The organism is Streptomyces sp. WAC07094, assembly GCF_036320405.1.
In the GTDB taxonomy this organism is placed as follows: domain Bacteria; phylum Actinomycetota; class Actinomycetes; order Streptomycetales; family Streptomycetaceae; genus Streptomyces; species Streptomyces lannensis.
This window is the reverse complement of sequence record NZ_JAVMJZ010000001.1, coordinates 4,467,152-4,488,741: the sequence shown is the minus strand read 5'-3', so window position 1 is coordinate 4,488,741 and position 21,590 is coordinate 4,467,152. Positions and strand designations below refer to the sequence as shown.

Annotated in this window: 21 protein-coding genes; 11 read left to right on the top strand and 10 right to left on the bottom strand. The window is 70.6% G+C overall.

Features of this window, described 5'->3' with window-relative positions; all coding sequences use genetic code 11:
- Positions 1-20: 20 nt before the first annotated feature.
- Complete coding sequence (mshD, locus tag RCR19_RS19770; protein ID WP_059126924.1) at positions 21-959, top strand: mycothiol synthase; 939 nt, start codon at positions 21-23, stop codon at positions 957-959.
- Positions 960-1,435: 476 nt separating this feature from the next.
- Here the strand turns inward: mshD and RCR19_RS19765 are convergent, their stop codons facing one another.
- Genes RCR19_RS19765 through RCR19_RS19750 form a run of 4 tightly spaced genes read right to left on the bottom strand, consistent with a single transcriptional unit; the run spans position 1,436 to position 5,257 of the window.
- Positions 1,436-2,986 (bottom strand): ABC transporter permease, encoded by a 1,551-nt coding sequence (locus RCR19_RS19765; protein WP_331266341.1) that lies wholly within the window; start codon positions 2,984-2,986, stop codon positions 1,436-1,438.
- The gene (locus RCR19_RS19760; RefSeq protein ID WP_331266340.1) at positions 2,983-3,852 is read right to left on the bottom strand and encodes an ATP-binding cassette domain-containing protein; all 870 of its coding nucleotides are present in this window, start codon (positions 3,850-3,852) and stop codon (positions 2,983-2,985) included. The genes RCR19_RS19765 and RCR19_RS19760 overlap by 4 nt, the downstream gene beginning before the upstream one ends.
- The gene (locus RCR19_RS19755) at positions 3,849-4,721 is read right to left on the bottom strand and encodes a zf-HC2 domain-containing protein (protein WP_331266339.1); all 873 of its coding nucleotides are present in this window, start codon (positions 4,719-4,721) and stop codon (positions 3,849-3,851) included. The genes RCR19_RS19760 and RCR19_RS19755 overlap by 4 nt, the downstream gene beginning before the upstream one ends.
- Complete coding sequence (locus RCR19_RS19750) at positions 4,718-5,257, bottom strand: RNA polymerase sigma factor (RefSeq protein WP_220293560.1); 540 nt, start codon at positions 5,255-5,257, stop codon at positions 4,718-4,720. The genes RCR19_RS19755 and RCR19_RS19750 overlap by 4 nt, the downstream gene beginning before the upstream one ends.
- A 361-nt stretch (positions 5,258-5,618) precedes the next feature.
- Here RCR19_RS19750 and RCR19_RS19745 point away from each other — a divergent pair, with 361 nt between their 5' ends.
- The 7 genes from RCR19_RS19745 (at position 5,619) to pstB (ending at position 14,188) form a co-directional block, all read left to right on the top strand.
- Positions 5,619-7,895, top strand: a complete 2,277-nt coding sequence (locus RCR19_RS19745) for an RNA degradosome polyphosphate kinase (protein ID WP_331266338.1) — start codon at positions 5,619-5,621, stop codon at positions 7,893-7,895.
- Positions 7,876-9,012, top strand: coding sequence for a CHAD domain-containing protein (locus RCR19_RS19740; RefSeq protein ID WP_331266337.1), 1,137 nt, complete (start codon positions 7,876-7,878; stop codon positions 9,010-9,012). Before RCR19_RS19745 ends, RCR19_RS19740 begins: the two co-directional genes overlap by 20 nt.
- A gap of 98 nt (positions 9,013-9,110) precedes the next feature.
- A complete protein-coding gene (locus tag RCR19_RS19735; protein WP_331266336.1) occupies positions 9,111-9,524 on the top strand; it encodes an NUDIX hydrolase in 414 nt (137 codons plus the stop codon).
- A 545-nt stretch (positions 9,525-10,069) separates the two neighbouring features.
- On the top strand, positions 10,070-11,203 hold the full coding sequence (pstS, locus tag RCR19_RS19730; RefSeq protein WP_331266335.1) for a phosphate ABC transporter substrate-binding protein PstS: 1,134 nt from the start codon (positions 10,070-10,072) through the stop codon (positions 11,201-11,203).
- Positions 11,204-11,307: 104 nt separating this feature from the next.
- Positions 11,308-12,315 (top strand): phosphate ABC transporter permease subunit PstC, encoded by a 1,008-nt coding sequence (gene pstC, locus RCR19_RS19725; protein WP_331266334.1) that lies wholly within the window; start codon positions 11,308-11,310, stop codon positions 12,313-12,315.
- On the top strand, positions 12,312-13,373 hold the full coding sequence (gene pstA, locus RCR19_RS19720) for a phosphate ABC transporter permease PstA (protein ID WP_059126915.1): 1,062 nt from the start codon (positions 12,312-12,314) through the stop codon (positions 13,371-13,373). The genes pstC and pstA overlap by 4 nt, the downstream gene beginning before the upstream one ends.
- 38 nt (positions 13,374-13,411) lie before the next feature.
- Entirely contained in the window at positions 13,412-14,188 is a 777-nt protein-coding gene (pstB, locus tag RCR19_RS19715) for a phosphate ABC transporter ATP-binding protein PstB (RefSeq protein ID WP_059126914.1), read from the top strand.
- Positions 14,189-14,291: 103 nt separating this feature from the next.
- On the opposite strand, the gene RCR19_RS19710 is transcribed toward pstB, so the two are convergent.
- The 3 genes from RCR19_RS19710 to RCR19_RS19700 form a co-directional block, all read right to left on the bottom strand.
- Positions 14,292-14,492, bottom strand: coding sequence for a DUF5988 family protein (locus RCR19_RS19710; protein ID WP_220293557.1), 201 nt, complete (start codon positions 14,490-14,492; stop codon positions 14,292-14,294).
- A gap of 449 nt (positions 14,493-14,941) precedes the next feature.
- Positions 14,942-15,940 (bottom strand): inorganic phosphate transporter, encoded by a 999-nt coding sequence (locus tag RCR19_RS19705; RefSeq protein WP_331266333.1) that lies wholly within the window; start codon positions 15,938-15,940, stop codon positions 14,942-14,944.
- Positions 15,941-15,947: 7 nt separating this feature from the next.
- Positions 15,948-16,568, bottom strand: coding sequence for a DUF47 family protein (locus tag RCR19_RS19700; protein WP_331266332.1), 621 nt, complete (start codon positions 16,566-16,568; stop codon positions 15,948-15,950).
- A gap of 281 nt (positions 16,569-16,849) precedes the next feature.
- On the opposite strand from RCR19_RS19700, the gene RCR19_RS19695 reads away from it, so the two are divergent.
- Positions 16,850-17,203, top strand: a complete 354-nt coding sequence (locus RCR19_RS19695) for a metal-sensitive transcriptional regulator (RefSeq protein ID WP_059126910.1) — start codon at positions 16,850-16,852, stop codon at positions 17,201-17,203.
- Positions 17,204-17,263: 60 nt separating this feature from the next.
- Here RCR19_RS19695 and RCR19_RS19690 read toward each other — a convergent pair whose 3' ends face one another.
- The gene (locus RCR19_RS19690; RefSeq protein ID WP_331269672.1) at positions 17,264-17,434 is read right to left on the bottom strand and encodes a hypothetical protein; all 171 of its coding nucleotides are present in this window, start codon (positions 17,432-17,434) and stop codon (positions 17,264-17,266) included.
- Positions 17,435-17,642: 208 nt separating this feature from the next.
- Positions 17,643-18,485, bottom strand: coding sequence for a hypothetical protein (locus tag RCR19_RS19685; protein ID WP_331266331.1), 843 nt, complete (start codon positions 18,483-18,485; stop codon positions 17,643-17,645).
- 121 nt (positions 18,486-18,606) lie between these two features.
- Here RCR19_RS19685 and RCR19_RS19680 point away from each other — a divergent pair, with 121 nt between their 5' ends.
- Together RCR19_RS19680 and RCR19_RS19675 are read left to right on the top strand one after the other, a co-directional pair.
- Positions 18,607-18,768: a hypothetical protein gene (locus tag RCR19_RS19680; RefSeq protein ID WP_181923093.1), complete on the top strand. Its 162-nt coding sequence runs from the start codon at positions 18,607-18,609 to the stop codon at positions 18,766-18,768.
- A gap of 189 nt (positions 18,769-18,957) precedes the next feature.
- A complete protein-coding gene (locus tag RCR19_RS19675) occupies positions 18,958-20,538 on the top strand; it encodes an FAD-binding oxidoreductase (RefSeq protein WP_331266330.1) in 1,581 nt (526 codons plus the stop codon).
- A gap of 87 nt (positions 20,539-20,625) precedes the next feature.
- On the opposite strand, the gene RCR19_RS19670 is transcribed toward RCR19_RS19675, so the two are convergent.
- On the bottom strand, positions 20,626-21,324 hold the full coding sequence (locus RCR19_RS19670) for a phosphatase PAP2 family protein (protein WP_331266329.1): 699 nt from the start codon (positions 21,322-21,324) through the stop codon (positions 20,626-20,628).
- Between the last annotated feature and the right edge of the window lie 266 nt (positions 21,325-21,590).

Below are 21,590 nucleotides of genomic sequence, written 5' to 3'. Positions count from 1 at the left end.
CGCCCCTTACCCTCGTACCCATGACCAGCGACGACACCGCCCGCCCGGCACTGCCCCGCTCCCTCGAGACCGTCACGGAACTCTCGCCCGAACAGAGCGAGGCCGTGCTCGCGCTGCTCGCCGAAGCCGCCCGGGTCGACGGCCAGCAGGCCGTGTCCGAGCAGGGCCGTCTGCAGCTGCGCGGCGGTGAGCGGGAAGGGGTGTCGCATCTGCTGCTGTCGGTGGGCGACACGCTCATCGGCTACGCGCAACTGGAGGACACGGACCCGGTGGAGGCCCCGGCCGCCGAACTGGTCGTGCACCCCTCGTACCGCGGTCACGGGCACGGCCGGGCGCTGGGCTCCGCGCTCCTCGCCACGTCCGGCAAGCGGCTGCGGGTGTGGGCGCACGGCGGTCACTCCGCCGCCCGGCATCTCGCCCAGGTCCTCGGCCTCTCCCTCTTCCGCGAACTGCGCCAGCTGCGCCGCCCGTTGACCGACCTCGACCTGCCCGATCCGAAACTGCCCGACGGCGTCACCGTGCGCGCCTTCGTGCCCGGGCAGGACGACGCGGCCTGGCTCGCCGTCAACGCGGAGGCCTTCGCCCACCACCCCGAGCAGGGCTCTCTCACCCAGCGCGACCTCGACGACCGCAAGGCCGAGCCGTGGTTCGACCCGCAGGGCTTCTTCCTCGCGGAGCGCACGGGCGAGCAGGGGCCCGAGCTCATCGGATTCCACTGGACGAAGGTCCACGCCGAGGAGGGCCTCGGCGAGGTCTACGTCCTCGGCGTCCGCCCCGGCGCCCAGGGCGGCGGCCTCGGCCGTGCGCTCACCACCATCGGTCTGCGGCATCTCGCCGCCCAGGGACTGCCCACCGCCATGCTCTACGTCGACGCGGACAACAAGGCCGCGCTGACCGTCTACGAGCGGCTGGGCTTCACGACCTACGAGACGGATCTGATGTACCGCACGGAGACGTGAGACGCGGAAGCCGCCGGCCGGGTGATGGCCTCGGCGCCGGGACCGGCGCGGGGGCCGCTGCGGGATCGCGTCCACGGACCGGCTCCGGCAGCAGCGCGGCGCCCAGGAGCAGGGTGATCATCAACAGCGCCGCCCACCGCTGACGGGCCGCCGTCCAGCAGGGTGCTCCCGCCGCGACGAACAGGGCCCGGCGCTCGGGCGGCACCATCGCGAGCACCACGCCCACCGGGAGCGCGGCCGCCGTGCCCGGTCCCGGCTCCGACTCACCGGTGCGGCGCACGGCGGCCGCCCCGCGGTGAGCGCCGGAGCCGTGAGCGCCGCCGCGTACGCCGTACCGGACTCGCCGGGGACCGACCGGGCCGCTCCGTCCGGAGCGAGGCCCGGGCCCCCGGCGGCACCGGGCCGCGGCCGGAGCGGACTGCGCCACACCGGCGGGACAAGGGCACGGACCTGCCCGCGCCCCGGCACCCGCCGCGCTACTCCTCGCACGGCTCCCCCTTGCCGGCCGCCCCCTTCGCCGGGGGCACCCCGAGGAGCTCCGCCACTCGCGCCTGCGATGTCGCCGTGGACGTCAGCTCCGTCCAGTGGGCCTTCACCCTGGCCGTGACCTCGTAGTGGGGACGCCGCAGCAGTTCCCGGACGATGCGTGCCTGCTCGGCGCTCATGGAGAGCGGTTCGGTGGGAGTCATGACGACGGCGGAGCCGCCGCCCCCGCCGTTCAGGCTGACCGAGCGCAACGCGGCCACCGGGTCGTCCTGCGCCGCCAGCGCCAGCCACATCACGGTCACCACGCGGGCGTCGCACAGGCCCGGGACGGCCTCCTCGTCGCCGGTGACGAGAACCGACGCCACCCCGACGGCGAACTCGGGAACCCGACTGCCACCCCAGCGCGTACCGACCGTGACTTCGCGCGGCGTGCTCGAAGGGGTCATGGCGGAGTCGCTGCTCAGGTCGTGAAGGACCGGTATCCGCTGCCGGATCGTCAGGCGCGTCCCCCCGGCTGCGCCGCCCGCGAGGTCCTGGACACGGTCGACGACCCGCGCCCAGTCGTCCCGCCAGTCGGTCCACTCCGGGAAGGAGCAGTACGTCGACCGGCCGTGCGCCACGCACGACTGGACCGTCTGCGGCGTCCGACTCAGCTGCGCACGGGCCTCGGTCAGAGCGGCCTCGTGGTTCGGGGACTGCCCGGCGATCCCCACGGCCGTGGCACCGAGTGCGACGAATGTGAGCGCCTTCAGCATCCGCGTGCGTCCCCCGCCGAGCAGGACCGCCAGGCACAGCACCAGCGCGGCCAGGCCCACGAGGTACAAGGCGTGCCAGCCGGCCGGACGGCCCAGGACGTCGGAGGGCACCGGAGGGGAGCCGTCCTCGGTGATGACCGGCTGCAGCCAGTTCAGCCAGTGCAGCCTGCCGCCGGTGACGGAGGAGGCGACCATGAACGTGGCGAACCCCACGACCACGAAGAGCGGACCACCGGCCATGCGGGGGTACAGCCGCGCGAGCAGCACCCCCACGGCGCCGCACAGAAGCACCACGAGAGGCGCCACGGCCAGTTCGGCCGCCGACCCCCGGCCCACGGCACCCGGCTTCAGCGCCGCCCAGCCGTACTCGATTGCGGTGACCACCGCGGTGACCGCCGCGAACGGCACCACGGACAGCGCGTGCGCCACCGTGCGCTGCCAGGGCTCCATGACGAGGACGCCGAAGTGCCGGTCCGTCCCGTGGCGCCGGGACCGCAGCACGGCGGCGTGCACACATACGAGGCATGCGATGCCCAGGAACAGGGAGCCGGACTGCGTGGCGCGATCGGCGTTCTGGAGGACGGGGAAGTCATCCATGCCGTCCCGGGAGAAGAGCGGCTTCCGGAGCGTGGCGCCGAGGTAGAGCGCGAAGAACACGAAAACCGGGATCGTGAGGAGGAGTTCGCGCGCCTCGAAGCGGGCGAGGGCGACGACGGCGGAGGCCGAATGACGGCCGCTCCGCACGCGAGCGGGGACCGCGGAGGTCCTTTCGACGACCGTGCTCATACGGACGCCACCTCCGCCGGTTCTCCGTCCAGGACGAGCAAGTAGCCGTCCTCCAGAGTGGGTTCGAGCAGATCGGCGCCCTTCGGCGGGTCGCCCACGTTCCGGAACGTGCCCAGACCGGTACGCCAGCCGGCGCGGGCGCCCGGGTCGCGCTGCGTGCCGATCCATACCCGGCCCGCGGCCCTGGCGGTCAACTCGGCCGGGGTGCCCGCGAAGCGGACGCGGCCGCGGGCCATGACGATCACACGGTGGCAGAGCATGGCCACGTCCTCCGTCTGATGGGTGGACAGCAGCACCGTGCGGCTCGCGCCCGCGTCGGCGATCAGCTCCCGGAACCGCATGCGCTGCTCCGGATCCAGGCCGACGGTGGGTTCGTCGAGCAGCAGCACGCCCGGGTCGCCGACGAGCGCGGCGGCGAGGGCGACCCGCTGGCGCATACCGCCGGAGAGCCGCTTGATGCGCTTGCCCCGCACGTCGGTCAGATCGACGGCCTCGAGCACGCGTCGCACCTCGCGGTGACGTGCGCCCCGGTCGGTGAGCTCCTTGAGGATCGCGACGTAGTCGACGAATGCGAAGGCCGTGAATTCCGGGTGGAAGCCCGGGTTCTGGGGCAGATAGCCGAGCCTGCGCCGTGCTTCCCGGCGTCCGGCGGCCGTGGCCGGATCGTGCCCGAGGACGGTGAACGCGCCACGGTCGGCGGGCACGGCGGTGGCGAGCACCCGCAGCAGGGACGTCTTGCCCGCGCCGTTGGGCCCGAGCAGGCCGGTCACGCCCTCGCCCAGGCCGAGGGTGACGTCGTCCAGAGCGGCCGTGCGGCCGTAGCGCAGGGTCAGGCCGGCGGCCGAGACGGTGGCGGCACTGGTCATGAGGTGCTCCTGCGGGCGAAGTGGGTGAAGGGGGAGGGGACCGGTGAGGCGTCGAACCGGTCACGCATGCGGTGGAGCACACAGGCCGCAATCACGGCGACCGCCGCCGCGACACCCTGGGCGGGCCCCGTGAAGGCCGCGAGCATTCCGTGGGTGGTCGCCTCGGTCACCATCAGCAGGGCGACCCAGCCTCCGCTGACCAGGGCGGGTGCGAGGACGGGGCCGAGACGTGCCGTCAGCGCGAGCCCCGTCGCCGTCAGCGCCAGGGCAGGCACCAGCCAGGCCAGGGCGCGCAGTCCGTATCCGGGGAGGGCCAGCGTCGCCAGCCCGTTCAGCCCCAGGCTCGCGACGAGCACCGCGATCGTGCGGGTCATCAGCAGGCGGAAGCCGTGCAGCGGCGCGACGACCGCCAGCTCATGGGTCGGGTCGAGAGCGGGGCCGTAGGAGAGCGCGACGCCCGTCAGGGGCAGCAGCGGGGCGAGTGCCAGAAACAGGACCGGTGAGTCCGACGTGTACACGCTGGCCACGGTCATGGCCAGGACCAGCAGAACCGCTCCCAGCCAGGAGGCCCGCAGCACAGGTGTCGCCAGGAGCAGCCGCGCGGTGTGGTCCGCGACGCCGATCCGCAGCAGCAGTCCCTCGACGAAACCCGGCCTCGGCGCATCCAGCTCGGCGTCGAGGCGCTCCCAGCCGGCGTCCAGGGTCTGCGGATCGCTGACCTCGGCGAGCGTGCCACGGCAGATCGCACACGTGACGAGGTGTGTGTCGACCGACCACAGGCGGGGCGCCCGCAGCTCGCCGCGCGCATAGGCGCGGAGGTCGTCGATGTCCGCGTGCCATCCGGTGCCGTCGTGCCCGTCGTCCCTCATGCCAGTTCCTCCCGCAACCGCTTGCGTGCACGCAGTGCCCGCGTCTTGACCGTTCCGGGGGGAATGCCGAGCAGGACGGCCGCCTCCCTGGTCGTCAGTCCGTCGATCACCGTCGCCTGCAGGACGGCGCGCAGCTCGGGCGAGAGCCGGGTCAGGGCTCCCGCCAGGTCGCCGTGTTCCACTCCCGCCAGGACGCGCTCCTCCGCGGAGGCCTCGTGCCGGTGCCGCAGCCGGGCCAGCGTCTGACGGAGCCGGCCGCGCGCGCCGTCGCCGCGCAGCGCGTCCACCAGCCGCCGGGCGCCGACGCGCCACAGCCAGCCGGCCACGTCCCCGTCCTCGCGGTAGCGCGCGGTGCCGCGCCAGACGGCCAGGAAGGTCTCCTGCACGACGTCGTCCACGACCCCCGGGTCGGCGCACCGGCCGCGAAGCCGTGCGGTGAGCCACGGCGCATAGCGCCGGTACAGCTCCTCGAAGGCGCGACGGTCCCCGTCTGCCGCGGCACGCAGCAGCTCCCCGTCACTTCTCGTTTCCCTCACGCCTCCTCATCGGACGAGCCCCCGCGACCGGTTCACGTTCGGGAGAACATTTTCGGCGGCCCACCACGGCCACCCCGCACGCCCCCGACAGAGGCGGCGCACGCCGGGCTTCCAGCGCCCCCGTACGCCACAGCGCCGTCTGTAGACGCCCGCGAGCCCCTCCCCGCTATCCCGCACGTCATGTCGCCGTAACCATTGATTCAGACGGACTTGCGACGCTCGGCCAATGAACACCGCCGTGCCAGAACACACACCCCCCTCGGAGAACGGGGCCGGTGCGGGGCACGGTCATGCCTTCACCGCGCCACCGTCCCGGCCTTCCGACGCGCCCGCCACCCGGTCCGCGCGGAAGAATGGGTTCATGAGCCAGCAGAACGCCCAGGCAGCGGCCCACACGTCCCCCACCGCCCCGAGTGACGGAGAGTCTTCGGACCGCGCGAACCAGCAGCACCTGCAACCCTCCGTAGGGTCCATCGCCGCGCATCGCCCGCACACCCTGGCCGCGACGGTCTCCGAGCTGGAGCCGGACATCGACGCCGACCTCTCGTCGTACGACGTGGCCGAGGGGGCTCTGCCCCAGGGCCGCTTCCTCGACCGGGAGCGCAGCTGGCTTCAGTTCAACGAACGTGTGCTCGAATTGGCCGAGGATCCGAACACGCCGCTTCTGGAGCGGGCGAAGTTCCTGGCCATCTTCGCCAGCAACCTGGACGAGTTCTTCATGGTCCGGGTCGCCGGTCTGAAGCGCCGCATCGCCACGGGCGTCGCCAGCCGGTCGGCGTCCGGGCTCCAGCCCCGCGAGGTGCTGGAGATGATCTGGGCCCGCTCCCGTGAGCTGATGGCCCGGCACGCTGCGTGTTTCCACGAGGACGTCGCCCCGGCACTCGCGGACGAGGGCATCCACCTGGTGCGCTGGAACGAACTGGGCGACAAGGAGCAGGCGCGCCTGTTCACGCTCTTCCGCCACCAGATCTTCCCGGTCCTCACCCCGCTGGCCGTCGACCCCGCGCACCCCTTCCCGTACATCTCGGGCCTCTCGCTCAACCTCGCGGTCGTCGTGCGCAACCCGGTCTCGGGCCACCGCCACTTCGCGCGGGTCAAGGTCCCGCCACTCCTCTCCCGCTTCCTGGAGGCCTCCCCGCAGCGGTACGTCCCCATCGAGGACGTCATCGCGGCGCACCTGGAGGAGCTGTTCCCCGGTATGGAGGTGCTGGAGCACCACACCTTCCGGATCACCCGCAACGAGGACCTCGAGGTCGAGGAGGACGACGCCGAGAACCTGCTCCAGGCCCTGGAGAAGGAGCTCATGCGACGTCGCTTCGGGCCGCCGGTGCGCCTCGAGGTCGAGGAGTCCATCGACCGGTACGTGCTCGACCTGCTCGTGCGCGAGCTGAAGATCTCCGAGGCCGAGGTGTACCCGCTGCCCGGCCCGCTGGACCTGACCGGCCTCTTCGGCATCGCCAACCTCGACCGGCCCGAGCTCAGGTATCCGAAGTTCGTCGCGGGCACCCATCGCGACCTCGCCGAGGTCGAGTCGGCGTCGGCCCCCGACATCTTCGCGGCGCTGCGCGAGCGGGACGTCCTGCTGCACCATCCGTACGACAGCTTCTCCACCTCGGTCCAGGCCTTCCTGGAGCAGGCGGCCTCCGACCCGGACGTCCTCGCGATCAAGCAGACGCTCTACCGGACCTCGGAGACCTCGCCGATCGTCGACGCACTGATAGACGCGGCCGAGTCCGGCAAGCAGGTCCTGGTGCTGGTCGAGATCAAGGCCCGCTTCGACGAGCAGGCCAACATCAAGTGGGCCCGCAAGCTGGAGGAGGCTGGCTGCCATGTGGTGTACGGACTCGTCGGCCTGAAGACGCACTGCAAGCTGTCGCTCGTCGTGCGGCAGGAAGGCGAAACGCTCCGCCGCTACAGCCACGTCGGCACGGGCAACTACCACCCGAAGACCGCACGGCTGTACGAGGACCTGGGGCTGCTGACCGCGGACCCGCAGGTCGGCGCCGACCTGTCCGACCTCTTCAACAGGCTGTCGGGCTACTCGCGCCGGGAGACCTACCGCCGGCTGCTGGTCGCCCCCAAGTCCCTGCGCGACGGCCTGATCTCACGGATCAACAAGGAGATCCAGCACCACCGGGCCGGTCGGCCCGCCTGCGTCCGCATCAAGGTCAACTCGATGGTGGACGAGGCGATCGTCGACGCGCTCTACCGCGCTTCGCAGGCCGGAGTCCCGGTCGACGTATGGGTGCGCGGCATCTGCGCGCTGCGCCCGGGCGTCACCGGCCTGTCCGAGAACATACGTGTCCGGTCCATCCTCGGCCGCTTCCTCGAGCACTCCCGGGTCTTCGTCTTCGGCAACGGAGGCGAGCCCGAGGTGTGGATCGGCAGCGCCGACATGATGCACCGCAACCTCGACCGCCGCATCGAGGCACTCGTCAGGGTGACCGACCCGGCCCACCGGGCGGCGCTCAACCGGCTCCTGGAGACCGGTATGTCCGACACCACGTCCTCCTGGCATCTGGGCCCGGACGGCGAGTGGATCCGTCACGCCACCGACGCGGACGGCCAGCCCCTGCGGAACATCCAGGAGATGCTCATAGACGCCCGGAGGCGCCGGCGTGGCACAGCAACACCTTGATCCCCCGACCGACCCCACGGCCGCGCCGACGTCCGGGGACGCCCTCGCGGGTTACCTGCGGGCCCAGGCCACGGAGTTCCTGCGCTCGTTGCGGCAGCACCGGGAGAACGGCGCCGCCGGCGGTCCCCCCGCTCAGGGCGGTTCTCCCGTGCGGGCGAAGTCGAGAGCGGGAGAGGATTCCAGAGCCGGCGACGGCGGCACGGAGGACGCCGCCGACGCGGCGCTGGCCCTGCGCCGCTCGGCCCGCCGCATCAGCGGCACCCTGCACACGTACCGGCCGCTCCTCGACGCCGACTGGTCCGAGGCGATGCGACCCGAGCTCGCCTGGCTCTCCGGCACGCTGGCCCGCGAGCACGCGTACGCGTCCCGGCTCGAACGCCTGCTCCTCGCCCTGCACCGGCTGTCGGGCTCGTCGGTGTTCCCCGCCCAGTCATCGAGCGCCGGGGAGACCGCCGGCGCCGGCCCGCGCCCCCAGACCGCGATCCCGGAACGGGGCAATCTGACCGTCGGCGCGGCGAAGGCGGGCGCCCTGCTGGAGCGCCAGCTGACCCTGGCCCGGACACGCGCGCACTCCGCGGCCCTGCAGGCCCTCGGTTCGAGCCGGTTCCACGCGGTGGCGGACAGCGTCGCCGTCCTCGCCAGCGAGGTCCCGCTCACGCCCGCCGCGGCCGACGCCGACCTGCGCCCGCTCGCGGCGGCGGCCGAGGAACGGCTGTGCGACGCGGTGGCGGCTCTGCCGCTGGTCACCGCCGGCCACCCGTACAACGCGGAGGCGCTGGTCCACGGACTGTCGCCGGACCCGTCCCCGCACCCGCAGGACGGCCCCTGGCACCAGGTCCGGCTGCTGCTGCGCCTGCACCGCTATGCCCGTGAGGTGCTGCACGGGGCGGAAACGGCCGTCGACGTCCGTCTGCTCGCGGCCGGCGAGGCGCTGAACCGCCACCGTGACGCCGCGGAAGCCGCGGCCGCCGCGGCCGCCGCCGCGCGCACCCCTCGCATCGCCCCTGCGACGGCGTACGCGCTCGGCGTGCTCCACGCCGACCAGCGGCACGAGGTGGAGGCGGCCCGCTTCGCCTTCCAGCAGGCATGGCAGAAGCAGACGGTGGTGACTCCTTAGGCGCCGGTGCGCAAGGCGCCTCGACGACGAGGCACCCGTACGACGGCACGGCGCGCCGACGGGCGCGCCGCAGGCACGGAGAGGAGCCGGAGCACCCGATGACCGACGACACCATCCGCGCGGCGGGCTGCGTCCTGTGGCGCCGCTCGCCCGTCGACGGCGAGCTGGAGATCTGTCTGGTCCACCGGCCGAGGTACGACGACTGGTCGCACCCGAAGGGCAAGCTGAAGCGTGGCGAGGACCCCCTCGCGGGTGCGTTGCGAGAGGTCGAGGAGGAGACCGGCTATCTCGCCGTGCCCGGATCGCCGCTGCCCACGGCCCGCTACGAGGCGAACGGCCGCCCCAAGGAGGTCCGGTACTGGGCGGCGGAGGGGGCGCGCGGTCACTTCATCCCGAACAACGAGGTCGACCGCATCCTGTGGCTCCCGCCGACGGCCGCCAGACACCGCCTGACCCAGCCGCGCGACCGCGATCTGGTCGACGCGTTGCTGAACGCGCTGAACCCGACGTAGCCCGGGTTCGTCGCCGTCGAAAAGGCGCCTCCTGTCCTGGAGGCATCCTTCGCGGCCGTACACATGTTCTGCATACACGTGTTCGGTCGCACACACCGAATTCATCGTCCATACCCGCGGCCGACACCGCGCCCGCCGCACCCGCGGCAGCTGACTTGGGTCCTGGAGACAGCTCGAGCGCCGTTCCCGCGCGGGGTCCACCGAGGTCTCTCACGAAGGGAAGGGGAATGCGCTCCGTAACCGACGAAGATGCCGGAACGACGGGACTTCTCGGACATGAACGGGCCAAGTCGGTTGCGCAGAGTGACGGCGATCGGGGTCGACCCCCGGGACCGCGCCGTGTCCTCGATGTAAGCGTTCCGTGACCTAACCGCACCGACCACAGGGGTTCACCCTCCGTTCACTTACGGCCATAAGCGGCTTCACCTGTTCTGCCTAATTTCGGCCTTACCTGATGGCGAGCGCGGCTTCGAATACGCGCTCGTATCACCAACACTTCGCACGCCGCCGGACAGGACGGCGGCTTCAGGAAGGAACTCCCGAAAGTGAAGCTTCAGCGCATGAACCGGCGGGCCCTCACCCTCGGTGCTCTCGCCGTCTCCGGCGCCCTGGCCCTCACGGCGTGCGGCTCCGACGACACGAGCGACAAGAGTGGCGGCAGCAGCGCCTCGTCCTCGTCCACGGCCAACGCCAGCTCGATCAAGTGTGACGACGCCAAGGGTCAGCTCCTCGCCGACGGCTCGTCCGCGCAGAAGAACGCGATCGACGCGTGGGTCGCGCAGTTCAGCCAGGCCTGTGGCGTGCAGATCAACTACAAGGCCAGCGGTTCCGGCGCCGGTGTGACGTCGTTCAACCAGGGCCAGCTCGCCTTCGCCGGCTCCGACTCGGCCCTCAAGCCCGAAGAGGTCACGGCCTCCAAGAAGGTCTGCTCCGGCGGCCAGGGCATCGACCTCCCGATGGTCGGCGGCCCGATCGCCCTCGGTTACAACCTGCCGGGCGTCGACAACCTGGTTCTGGACGCGAAGACCATCGCCGAGATCTTCAACAACCAGATCAAGACCTGGAACGCTCCGGAGATCAAGAAGCTGAACCCGGACGCCAAGCTCCCCTCCACCAAGATCCAGGCGTTCCACCGCTCGGACGAGTCGGGCACCACGGACAACTTCACCAAGTACCTCAAGGCCGCGGCTCCGTCGGTCTGGGGCAAGTACGAGGGTGGCAAGGCCTGGGAGGCTCCCGGTGGCCAGTCCGCTCCGCAGTCCGCGGGTGTCGCCCAGCAGGTCAAGCAGACCGCCGGCGCCATCGGCTACTTCGAGCTGTCCTACGCCAAGGACATGAGCTCGGTCCAGATCGACACGGGCGCCTCCGCCCCGGTCGCGGCCAACGTCGAGAACGCCACCAAGGCGATCGCGGACGCCAAGGTCATCGGCACCGGTCAGGACCTGGCCCTGCAGCTGAACTACAACACCAAGGCCGACGGTGCGTACCCGATGGTCCTGGTCACCTACGAGATCGCCTGCGACAAGGGCAACAAGGCCGACACCCTGCCCGCCACGAAGGCGTTCCTGCGCTACATCGCCAGCGAGGACGGCCAGAAGATCCTCGCCGACGCCAGCTACGCGCCGATCCCCGACGCGATCATCGCCAAGGTCCGCACCACCATCGAGGGCCTGAGCTGACCTGAGTGTGCGGTCCGGTCCCACCACGGGACCGGACCGCACCGTCCGGTGCACCGCCGCCAGGAGTCGCACAGCGCGTGCGGCTCCGCAGACCGGAGATCCCGATGGACATATCCACACAGAACACTGAAGCGCCTCCCCCTGCCCCCCAGCCGACCACGGGCGAGATGAAGCGCGCGGCCCGTGGCGCCACCCGACCCGGAGACCGGATCTTCCTCGGTCTCTCCCGTGGGTCGGGCATCCTGCTGCTGGTGATCATGGCCGCGATCGCGGTCTTCCTCACCTACCGTGCGTCCCTCGCCATCGGCAAGGACCACGGCAACTTCCTGACCACCTTCGAGTGGAACACCAACCTCAACCCGCCGGTCTTCGGTATCGCCGTACTGGCCTTCGGCACGGTGGTCTCCTCGATCATCGCCATGATCATCGCGGTTCCGATCGCGGTGGCCATCGCGCTCTTCCTGACGCACTACTCCCCGCGCCGGATGTCCGGGCCCATCGCGTACGTGATCGACCTCCTCGCCGCCGTGCCGTCCATCGTCTACGGCCTGTGGGGCGCCCTGGTCCTCGTACCGAACCTGGGCGGCGTCTTCAGCTGGCTGAACGACTACTTCGGCTGGACGGGCATCTTCTCGTGGGAGGGCGGCGCCCCCCGCTCGATGCTCACCGTCGGCATCCTGCTCGCGATCATGATCCTGCCGATCATCACCAACGTGAGCCGCGAGGTCTTCCGCCAGGTCCCGCAGATGCACGAGGAAGCGGCCCTGGCCCTCGGCGCCACGCGCTGGGAGGTCATCCGCATGGCCGTGCTGCCCTTCGGCCGCTCCGGTGTCATCTCCGCCTCGATGCTCGGCCTCGGCCGCGCGCTCGGCGAGACGATGGCCGTGGCCACCGTGCTCTCCCCGGACTTCCTGATCCACGCCAGCCTGCTCAACCCGGGCGGCGGCACCTTCGCCCAGAACATCGCCAGCAAGTTCAGCGAGGCGACCGAGGACGGCCGTGACGCGCTGATCGCCTCCGGTCTCGTCCTGTTCGTCATCACCCTGCTGGTCAACGGCGCGGCTCGCATGATCATCGCTCGCCGCAAGGAGTACTCGGGGGCCAACGCATGAGCCACGCAGCCGTCGCCGACAAGCGCCCCAGCACGCTGCGCGGCGCCAGCCTCCCCAAGTGGACGCCCTGGGCCGTCGCCCTCGGCTCGATCGCCGTCGCGTGCGGCATCGGGGCCGCCGCCGGCCTGAGCAGCCACGTCCAGTGGGGCGTCATCGCCGCGCTCCTCTTCCTCATCGGCACGTACGTCGTCGCCGCCCAGGTCGAGGGCCGTCGCCAGGCCAAGGACCGCATCGCGACCTCGCTCGTGTGGGTCGCCTTCCTGCTCGCCGTCATCCCGCTGGTCTCCCTCGTCTGGACGACCGTCGCGCGCGGTGTGAAGGTCCTCGACATCTACTTCCTCACCCACTCGATGGGTATCGTCGCGGACTCCCAGCCGGGCGGTGGCATCTACCACGCCATCCTCGGCAGCCTCGAGCAGGTCGGCCTCGCCACCGTGATCGGTGCGCCGATCGGTGTGCTCACCGCGATCTACCTCGTGGAGTACGGGCGCGGCCGTCTCGCTCAGGCCGTCACGTTCTTCGTCGACGTGATGACCGGTATCCCGTCGATCGTCGCGGGTCTGTTCATCCTCAGCCTGATGCTCATCTTCAAGATGCAGCCCTTCGGCTTCGCCGGTTCGCTGGCCCTGGCCATCCTGATGATGCCCGTCGTGGTCCGCTCCACGGAGGAGATGCTCAAGCTCGTCCCGAACGAGCTGCGCGAGGCCTCCCTGGCGCTGGGCGTGCCGAAGTGGCGCACGATCCTGAAGGTGGTCCTGCCGACCTCCATCGGCGGCATCACCACCGGCGTCATGCTGGCGATCGCCCGTATCGCCGGTGAGACCGCGCCGGTGCTGCTCCTGGTGTTCGGCAACCGCTTCATCAACGCGAACCCGTTCGAGGGTGCACAGCAGTCGCTGCCGCTGTACATCTACCAGCAGTACGCGAACAGCGCGGGCGCCAACGCGGCGTACGACCGTGCCTGGGCGGCGTCGCTCACCCTGATCGCCTTCGTGATGATCCTCAACCTGGTTGCCCGCGGCATCGCCCGCTGGAAGGCCCCGAAGACCGGTCGCTGACGCGGCCATCAGCGACTGATACTGGAAGTGAAGTAGTCATGGCCAAGCGAATCGACGTAAGCGGGCTCACCGCCTACTACGGCTCCCACAAGGCGATCGAGGACATCTCGATGACGGTCGAGCCGCGATCGGTGACGGCGTTCATCGGTCCCTCCGGCTGCGGCAAGTCGACGTTCCTGCGGACGCTCAACCGCATGCACGAGGTCACGCCCGGCGGGCGTGTCGAGGGCAAGGTCCTCCTGGACGACGAGAACCTCTACGGCACCGGCATCGACCCGGTCTCCGTCCGCCGTGAGGTCGGCATGGTCTTCCAGCGCCCGAACCCCTTCCCCACGATGTCGATCTTCGACAACGTGGCCGCCGGTCTGCGCCTGAACGGCAACTACCGGAAGTCGGAACTGAACGACATCGTCGAGAAGTCCCTCAAGGGCGCGAACCTCTGGAACGAGGTGAAGGACCGCCTCAACAAGCCGGGCTCCGGCCTGTCCGGTGGTCAGCAGCAGCGTCTGTGCATCGCCCGCGCGATCGCGGTCGAGCCGAACGTCCTGCTGATGGACGAGCCCTGCTCCGCCCTCGACCCGATCTCCACCCTCGCCATCGAGGACCTGATCGGTGAGCTGAAGGAGCGCTTCACGATCGTCATCGTGACGCACAACATGCAGCAGGCGGCGCGTGTCTCGGACCGCACGGCGTTCTTCAACCTGTCGGCCGTCGGCCAGCCCGGCCGGCTGATCGAGATCGACGACACCGAGCGGATCTTCTCCAACCCGTCCGTCCAGGCGACGGAGGACTACATCTCGGGCCGCTTCGGCTGATCCGACGGTCTGTGGAAACCCCTCGCGGTGCTGCATGGCGGTGCCACCGCGAGGCCGAAGAGGGCCCGCCCCCGGCTCCCGGGGGCGGGCCCGTTCGCGTTGTTCATTCGGCGAGCTCGGTCCGTTCCCACCAGCGGTAGACGTTCACCTGCCCCTCCTTGGTGTCCTCGTGGCGCGACGTGACCTTGTAGTGCTCGTATCCGCCGCGGTGCGGAATCTTCAGCTCTTGTCCCGGGGGCACGACCGGCACGATCTGGCCCGCCAGATCCTCCGGCCCGCCTTCGAGGAGTGCCTTGCTAGTCATAGCTCCAGTCTTGCCCCCCGATCGGCACCCGCATCTCGAACCGCAACCCGGCCACGGGGCCCGGGCCCGGCCACAGGGCGCATGATCCCGGACGACGGCGGCAAGGCTCGGGGACGGGGCGGCCCCTGTGCGAGGACGGGGTCGTCGGACCGACACCCCGATGAGCGACCGGTCGCACGTCGTGCCGTGGGTCAGGGGGACGGGATCAAGCCCGGAGAAGCCAGGAGCAGGAAACCGCTCGGCGCGTTCCGGAACGGGGACAGGCAGGAGATGGCCTGGCGGAGCTCACCGGCGTGGGTGCGGAGAAGGCGGCACCGAGGGGCCGGGGCACGGGGCGTCCCTTGAAGCGGACGGCGCGGAGGGGGATGCGGGCCACACGACACTGGGTGGCATCCGCGGCGGAAGTCGGGCGGCGAAACGGTCCCGTGGATGCCGGGACCTCGTGATGATTACAGGAAAGCCAGGTTGATCAGCCAGAAGGCGGCCGCCGCCACGAGCGCGGCCGCGGGCATCGTGATGAACCAGCCCAGGACGATGTTCTTCGCGACGCCCCATCGCACCGCGTTCAGCCGCTTCGTCGCGCCCACACCCATGATCGCCGACGTGATGACGTGCGTCGTGGAGATCGGGGCCTTGAAGAGGTACGCCGTCGCGAACATGATCGACGCGCCGGTGGTCTCCGCCGCGAAACCCTGCGGCGGGTCGAGCTCGATGATCTTGCGGCCGAGCGTGCGCATGATGCGCCAGCCGCCCGCGTACGTACCGAGGGACAGCATCGCGGCGGAGACGAGCTTGACCCACACCGGGATCGGATCCCCGTAGTCCTCGACATCGGCGATGACCAGCGCCATCACCACGACGCCCATCGTCTTCTGCGCGTCCTGCAGACCATGGCCGAGGGCCATGCCGGCCGCCGACACCGTCTGCGCTATACGGAATCCCCGCTTGGCCTTGTGCGGGTTGCTCCGGCGGAAGATCCACATGATCAGGGTCATCACCAGGTAACCGGCGATCAGGCCCACCACCGGCGACAGGAACATGGGGGTGACGACCTTGTCCAGGACCCCGGACCAGTAGACCGTCGTACCGCCCGCCAGGGCCGCGCCCACCAGTCCGCCGAACAGCGCGTGCGACGAGGACGACGGCAGACCGAAGTACCAGGTGACCAGGTTCCAGACGATGGCGCCGGTCAGCGCCGCGAAGAGGATCCCCATCCCCTTGCCGCCCTGCGGCGTCTGGATCAGGCCCTCGCTGACCGTCTTTGCGACCCCGCTGCCGAGGAACGCGCCGGCGAGGTTCATCACCGCGGCCATCGCCAGCGCCGCCCGCGGTGTCAGCGCACGGGTCGACACCGATGTCGCGATGGCGTTGGCCGAGTCGTGGAAGCCGTTGGTATACGCGAAGAAGAGCGCGACCAGAATGGTCAGGATCAGAGCAAAGGTGTCCATGGACGCCTCAGGACTCCTTGACCGCGATGGTCTCCACCGTGTTGGCCACGTGCTCGAAGGCGTCCGCCGCCTCCTCCAGCACGTCCACGATCTGCTTGAGCTTGAGGACCTCGATCGCGTCGTACTTGCCGTTGAACAGGTGCGCGAGCAGCTTGCGGTGGATCTGGTCCGCCTGGTTCTCCAGGCGGTTCACCTCGATCCAGTACTCGGTGAGGTTCTCCAGCGTGCGCAGGTTCGGCATGGCCTCCGCCGTGAGCTCCGCCGCCCGGGCCAGCACCTCGATCTGCTGCTCGACGCCCTTCGGCAGTTCCTCGACGTTGTAGAGGACGACCAGGTCGACGGCCTCCTCCATGAAGTCCATGATGTCGTCGAGGGAAGAAGCGAGGGAGTAGATGTCCTCGCGGTCGAACGGTGTGATGAACGAGGAGTTCAGCTGGTGGAAGATCGCGTGCGTGGCGTCGTCACCAGCGTGTTCCGCGGCCCGCATACGCTCTGCGATCTCGGCCCGGGCGGAGGCGTCCGCCCCGAGCAGTTCCATCAGGAGTTTCGAGCCCGTGACGATGTTGTCCGCGGATGCGGCGAACATGTCGTAGAAGCTCGTCTCCCTGGGGGTCAGACGAAAGCGCACGTGGGGTCCTCAGGATCCTTCGGTTTCGGTCAGGCTGATGCTAAGCGCATCATCCGGCCACGGCTAAGGGGCCGTCCTCCAGTGTCGCCCATCGAACACGGTGGTCCGCACGGGGGCGGTGCGGGTGGGACCACGTGGCCGGCCAAGGGCCCTATACCCAGCAAAGTTCGTTACCATATACCCACCAGGGGTATGTGTCCGTACCGGGATGCGCGGAATCCGGACCGACGGTCGTCTGTCCGGATCCTGCCCCCCGGAACGGCAGTCGACAGGAGGACGCGATGACGAGCGAGACCGGCGCGGCAGCGCCCTCCGAGGCCACCGGGACCGTGGTGACCGACCACGACCGCGGCATCCACGGCTATCACAAGCAGAAGGACGAGCACCTCAAGCGACTGCGCCGCATCGAGGGCCAGATCCGGGGCCTGCAGCGGATGGTCGACGAGGACGTGTACTGCATCGACATACTCACGCAGGTCTCCGCTTCCACCAAGGCGCTCCAGTCCTTCGCCCTCCAGCTCCTGGAAGAGCATCTGCGCCACTGTGTGGCGGACGCCGCGCTCAAGGGCGGAACGGAGATCGACGCGAAGGTGGAGGAGGCGACGAAGGCGATCGGCCGCCTCCTGCGGACGTGATGTTTCCGACATTCCGCGGGACCGGGGCGGTGGATCCGCCGCTTTCCCGCGGCGGCGCGCTCACCGGCCGCGGATGTCCCTCTCCTCGGCCACCTTCAGCACCTCGTCGATGCTCTCCAGGCTGAGCCGGTCCTCGTGTGCGGCCGAGGCCGCGATGATCAGGTCACCGCACAGTTCGATCTCGGCGAGGGCCACGTGGTCCTGAACTGCCGTACCGCCGACCGGAGCCACGTGCATCACCTCTTTTTTCTGCCGTCACCAGCTTCCTAGAGTAGGGAGCGGCTACGCACCGCGCATGGCACGGACGGACCATTTCCGGCCCCTCAGCCGCGCCAGTTTCCGGACGGGCGGCGGCCGCTGCCCGCCCGGTTCGGGGCGAACGGGACCGGTCGCCCCCGGCGCGAGCCGTCATCGGCACGTGTGACCGGCGGGCGCCCGGTCATTGCGCGGCGATCTTCCCGGCGTAGATGTCCTTGGTGTCCGGCAGCCGTACGTCGGCGGGGGCGCCGAACGCGTACAGCAGGGTCGTGGAGGCCACGGCAACGGCGGTCTTCTGCCGGCCGTTGACGAAACTGAACCGGTGGCGGATCTTGCGGATGCGGCCCTGATCGTCGAGATAGGCGTCGAACGGCACCTCGGCAGTGGCGAACCCTTTCGCTGCGGCCTGCAACGACGCCTTGTTGTCGCCGGTCGCGCTCCGCGCCGCGAGCCCGATGTCGGCGACCCCTCGATAGTGCCGCACCGGCGTCCCCGCGACCTCGGTGCGCCCCACGTAGGTGGCCTGCCGCACCCCCCGCAGCAACTCCGCCGCCGCGTAGGGGTCGGTGGCGCCTCCCGTGACGAGGTTGCCGTCGCTGAGCGCGGTCGTGTCGACCCGCACCCACTTGTCGGCGGGCACGCCCGCACCGCGGTTCTTCATGAACAGGGCGCCCGGGGCCAGCAGTTCCGTGATGGGGCGGTGCTCCTCGGCGCCCGACGGGTCCTGCGGCAGGGTCACCCTGAGGCGGCCGAGCCGCTCACGGTAGTCGTAGACGCCCTCGCCGCGGATGGTGACCCGGGTCCCGCCGGTGGCCATCTCCATCGAGGTACGGGCCCTGGAGCTGCCCGCGCGCACCAGGGTCGAGGCCGCCTGCCGGAGCGTCGCGACGGCGGCCGAGCCGGAGCGCGCGCCGTCAAGGGCGAACCCGCCACCGGAACATCCGGTGAGCGGGGCGCCGCAGACGAGCAGTCCCACTGTCGCGACGATCGCCGCACCGACCCGACCGTGCCGCCGCACCACCATCACCTGCCTACCCCCAGCCGGTCCGTCCCGGTGCCCTCCTGTCGTTCCGCTTAACGACGGGTCGGGGGAGCCGTCACGCGCACCGCATGGTCGGACACTTGCCCCGGGTAACCTTGTGGGCGTGGAGCGACAGGACACCCCCACCATTCCGCTGGAGCACCGCACCTCGACCGTCGAACAGGGCCGTTTCTGTGTGGCCCGATGCAGTTGTGGCTGGCGAGGTCCCGCACGCAGAGCCCGCAGCCTGGCCAGAACGGACGCCGAGAAGCACGCGAGCGCCTAGGTGTGCTGTCCCGGGGGCCGCTTCGGCGCCCCCGGCCGCACAACTCGCCTGGGGGGCGGACAAGATGGGACCGTTCCGGGCATTTCGGTCGCGCTCACCCCGGGCGTCGTGACGATTCTGTGGCATTTCCCCGCGAACTTTTCCGCCGCGTGGGCCCATCTCATTGCTCGGAACCCATGGGAGGCGCACATGCAACGGCGTACGTTCATCGGCGGTGCCACCGCCACGGTCGCGGCGGCGGTCACCACCGCCTGCAGCGGTGGCGGCACCAGCGGCACATCGTCCGCCACCGGCACGTCCGTGCGTGCAACCACGACGACCGCGACACCGGCCGCGGCCACCACCACGGCCACGAGCAGCCCTCGTGCCGCGGCCGACTTGAAGGCCCTGTCCAAGGACCTGGACGGTGCCCTGGTCCGCCCCGGTGACCGGGCCTGGGCCACGGCCCGGCAGCTCTACAACACCCGCTTCGACTCCCTGAAGCCCGCGGCGGTGGCATACGCGGCACACGCGGACGACATCCGCACCGTGCTGGCGTACGCACGCGCCCAGGGCGTCAAGGTCGCCATACGCAACGGGGGCCACTCCTACGCCGGTTGGTCCTCCGGAGACGACCGTCTGATCATCGACGTGGGCAAGCTGAACACGATACGGGCGAGCGCCGGCGAGGCGGTCGTCGGTGCCGGCTCCAAGCTCATCGACGTCTACCGGGCGCTGACCGCGAAGGGCGTGACGATTCCCGCGGGCTCCTGCCCCACCGTCGGCGTCTCGGGTCTCACGCTCGGCGGCGGCCACGGCGTGGTCTCCCGGGCGTATGGACTGACCTGCGACAGCCTCACCCAGGCGACCCTGATCACGGCGGACGGCAAGCAGGTCGTCGCGAACGCCACCGAGAACGCGGACCTCTTCTGGGCCCTGCGCGGCGCGGGCAACGGCAACTTCGGCGTCGTGACCGAGCTGCGCTTCAGGACCCACCCGGCGCCCCAGGCGGTGTCGGCCTATATGACCTGGCCGTGGTCGCGGGCCGCCGCGGTGCTCGGGGCCTGGCAGGAGTGGGGCCCCGACCAGCCGGACGAGATCTGGTCCTCCTGCCATCTCGAGAACGGCGGCACACCGACCGTCTCCGTCGCCGCGTTCTCGCTCGGCACGTACGGCGAACTCCAGAACGCGGTCGACCGTCTGGCCGCGCGGGTCGGCGCTCCGGCCCGCAGTGTCTCGCTCAACCGGCATTCGTACGAAAGCGCGATGGAGTCCTACGCGGGCTGCTCGTCCTTCCCCACCGACGCCCAGTGCCATCTGCCGGGCTCGACGCCGGGGCGCTCGGAGCAGGGTGCCCTCGGCCGCGAGACGTACGCGGCCCGCTCCGACTTCTTCGACCGTTCCATCCCGGCCGCGGGCATCCAGACGATCCTCGCCCAGGTCGCACAGGCGCGGGGCGGCGCTGGCAGCGTCGCGTTCACCGCCCTCGGCGGCGCGGTCAACCGGGTCTCACCGACGGCGACGGCGTTCGTGCACCGCCGCTCACGCATGCTGGCGCAGTACATCGCGAGCTGGCAGCCCGGCACCTCGGGCACGACGGCCCGGTCGTGGCTGACGTCCGCGCACACGTCGATGCGCGGCTACGCCTCCGGCGCGGCCTACCAGAACTACACGGACTCCACCCTGACGGACTGGCGGAAGGCTTACTACGGCGACGCAGCCACTCGGCTGGCGCAGCTCAAGCACCAGTACGACCCGACCGGGTTCTTCACCTTCCCGCAGGCGCTCTGACGACTGCGAGCGCCCTCACCGGGCGCCGTGCCGCGCGTTCGCCGGACGAGGGCGGGTGTCGGGGGCGGTCGAGAGGCCGCCCCTGCCTCACGCCGCCAGACCCCGCTCCTCCGTCGCGCAGTCCGTCCTGGTGTCGGCGATCACGGGGTCCGCGTCCCGGACGTCACGGGCGCGGATCAGCCGTCCCGCGCGCGGCGAGTGCTCGATCGCCTTCATGACCGGGGTGAGCAGGGCCGTGGCGAGCGGGGAGAGCAGCAGGGCCACCGCGGTGCCGAGCGCGAAGCCGCCGACGACGTCCGTCGGGTAGTGCGCGCCCATGTAGACCTGGCTGAACCCCTCGAGCAGAGCGAGGCCGAGACCGGCGAGGCCGAACTTCCGGTGGGCGACGAACAGTCCTGCCGCCATCGCCATGGTGAGCGTGGCGTGGTCGCTGACGAAGGAGAAACCGCTCCTGCCGGAGACGAGGACGTCGATCCCCTGATGGTCGACGAACGGGCGCGGGCGCTGGACGAAGCCCCGGATCGGCATGTTCACCAGCACGGCGATGCCCGCGGCCAGCGGCGCCCAGACGAGCGCGGTGACGGAGGACGCGGCGCCCTCGCCACCGCGTCGGCGCACGGCCCACCAGCACCCCAGGACCAGCAGGACCATGGCGAGAAGAATTCCGTACTCGCCGACGAACCCCAGGCCGCGGTCGAGCCAGTGCGGCACGTCCTTGGCCAGGCCATTGATGTCGTACAGCAGATCGACGTCGGGGTTCGACCCGGATTCGGCGAGTCCAGCCATGGTGCGCGGCCCCTTCGTACTCTGTCGCGTTCCGCGGACGCGCGCGTGCGCGCCGCTCCACCACCCCCGTGGTCGTAGATACGCTCCACGTCAAGCTGTCCGTCCACGTCGGCGCTCTACGTCAGAAGGAACGCACAGTCGTCTTCCCGACGTTCCGCATTCCACCGAATGATCACGTAGACGTTATCGAAGAGAGACTCGTCTTCGCAGCTCAGCGGGCACTCGCAGGAGATAGTTCCAGCCAGGACGCATCCTTCGACGTGTCG